We start from the raw sequence: 1,905 nt of genomic DNA on the forward strand, positions 1-1,905 counted from the left end.
CAGGATGCCTAATAAAACAAAAGCGGCCTTGCAGGGCCGCCAATGTCACTACACAAAACAGAATCACAGCCAGCTTATCACACCGATCGATCAGGTCAAGTTAACCGCGCCGCTGGCGCAGTTCGGCCTGGTCAGTGAGGGTATTCCCCCAACGGTCTTAGAAACTGCCATGGTCCCGGTAGTAACCTTTTACTCAATCAGAGGGAAAGCACCTGTTACCGGAAACTCAGTATCGGTGATTAAGGGTATTCCCCCAGTGGGGGTAAAGGGGTATCCGGCATTGTCGCACACCCCTACCGATCAGCCTGTGATTCTCAACTTTCCCCAATGGGGGAAGTTGCACCAGGCATCGGCGTACGTCCCAGGCGATAACCACTCAACGAAAATTTTCGTTCAGTTCTTTGAGTCTGATTTTAAGCTGAATGAGGGATTAACTAAGCTGCCTGAACTTGTGTCATTGGTTACTTTGATGTCCCCAGACACAAGTCCTTTTAAGCCCCAATATGCAATTGACCCGGCGATTAATACTAAAATAACTAACCATTTGCTTGGCACAATAAACCTCCTTTTACAGTCTTATGCCTTTGGCTCAATGCCACGCTGTTGTAGTTCTTTCCTGAGTATCCGCTTGATCCAGGTTGCAAGGGATGAATCACCATCCTTGCGCATCTCTTCTTCCAACTGGGAGCGGAGTTCGTGCGCTAGACGGATCTGGTATTGGTCAGTTTTTACCTTTTCTCTTGACATTGTAATTACAAAACTCCTACTATTACCGTGTGGTTGTAATTACAACGTAACTCAATTTGAATTGCAACTGCTAAATATAGCGAAGCCCCGAAGTGCGACAACACGTTCAGGGCCTCTCACCAAACCGTTATACGAGGTAACGATCATGGCTGACATCAAGTCTACCCAAACTCGCCCTAAATTTACATTCCTGTTCCTGGCTATCTATTCCAATGGTGGCAGACCAACCGTATTACGCACTGATGCAGATACAGAGCAAGAAGCCCGCCTCAAAATTGAGTGCACTGATTTCACTCTGATTTTTGCTGCCAAAATCCGCACTGAAAGCCCGTTGCACTTTCACCGATCCGGCCGCATTGAGTTCATGCACCAGCGTTACCAAGCCTCTACGGAGGTGCGTCATGTCTAAGGAAATGACTCTCACCCAGGCATCCGAAAAAGCGTGCCAGCTAGCCTCTCTCATATCCGCGGTATCGGCAAATCGGTTTGATGGTGTTGCTTCAGTCGATGGCAAAAGCCTTGTGGATCTTGCTGGTGATCTGGCTGGTGGGGTGGCGGTATTTCTGCTGGAACTCGCCTCAGAGCAAGGGAAGGCTGTCGTAGCAACCGGGAATGCCACCATTGATATAGGCGATGAGCTACGTCGTGCCGAGGCTCTTCTTACCGCCGCCGCTGAATTACACGACGGGTCCGATGATGAGCATGAAATGTCTTTCGAACTGCTGGATAAAGTCCTGTTCCGCCTGCGTGAGATTAAAGAAGCATACAAGGGAGGGAATACCCATGCGTAAAGATGCTTATTGGCTGGTCAATGACGGCCGCACCGTGCCTTTAGAAGAAGCTGCAGAGCTTGAGCAAATAGCTGCAGGTGTGCATGACAGCATTCTAGAATGGATTTCCGCCGTGGGTAGCCTCATGTTCTGGGCTGCTGAAAGTGATAATTACGACGTCGAGCAGGCGAAAATAGACATGTTCAAGCTGGGCGACATGCTGAAAAACATTGCCCGGATTGCCGCAGGTGCCAAAGGCGCAGAGGAAACCCTCTCTTACCGGTTACGGGGGAAACAACAATGATCAGCCCACTGAAATACAACGAACTGGTAAAGCGTGTGGAAGCGCTTGAGCTGGCTTTAACCTCCCTGCTGCGTAAAGACACTC

3 protein-coding genes are annotated in these 1,905 nt (G+C 49.5%); all 3 read left to right on the top strand.

Annotation, left to right across the window (positions count from 1 at the left end):
- Positions 1-892 precede the first annotated feature (892 nt).
- From ACKWMY_RS28085 to ACKWMY_RS28095, 3 genes are read left to right on the top strand one after another with little or no spacing between them, the layout of a single operon-like run.
- Entirely contained in the window at positions 893-1,156 is a 264-nt protein-coding gene (locus tag ACKWMY_RS28085) for a host cell division inhibitor Icd-like protein (protein WP_409487531.1), read from the top strand.
- Positions 1,149-1,538, top strand: coding sequence for a hypothetical protein (locus ACKWMY_RS28090; protein WP_409487532.1), 390 nt, complete (start codon positions 1,149-1,151; stop codon positions 1,536-1,538). Before ACKWMY_RS28085 ends, ACKWMY_RS28090 begins: the two co-directional genes overlap by 8 nt.
- Positions 1,531-1,821, top strand: a complete 291-nt coding sequence (locus ACKWMY_RS28095; protein ID WP_409487533.1) for a hypothetical protein — start codon at positions 1,531-1,533, stop codon at positions 1,819-1,821. Before ACKWMY_RS28090 ends, ACKWMY_RS28095 begins: the two co-directional genes overlap by 8 nt.
- Positions 1,822-1,905 lie beyond the last annotated feature (84 nt).

This window comes from Serratia sp. J2, assembly GCF_046269175.1.
Taxonomy (GTDB): Bacteria; Pseudomonadota; Gammaproteobacteria; order Enterobacterales; family Enterobacteriaceae; genus Chania; species Chania fonticola_C.

What these genes read in the sequence shown, in the direction of transcription:
- ACKWMY_RS28085 (WP_409487531.1), top strand. Translation starts at nt 893, where the DNA reads ATGGCTGACATCAAGTCTACCCAAACTCGCCCTAAATTTACATTCCTG.
- ACKWMY_RS28090 (WP_409487532.1), top strand. Translation starts at nt 1,149, where the DNA reads ATGTCTAAGGAAATGACTCTCACCCAGGCATCCGAAAAAGCGTGCCAG.
- ACKWMY_RS28095 (WP_409487533.1), top strand. Translation starts at nt 1,531, where the DNA reads ATGCGTAAAGATGCTTATTGGCTGGTCAATGACGGCCGCACCGTGCCT.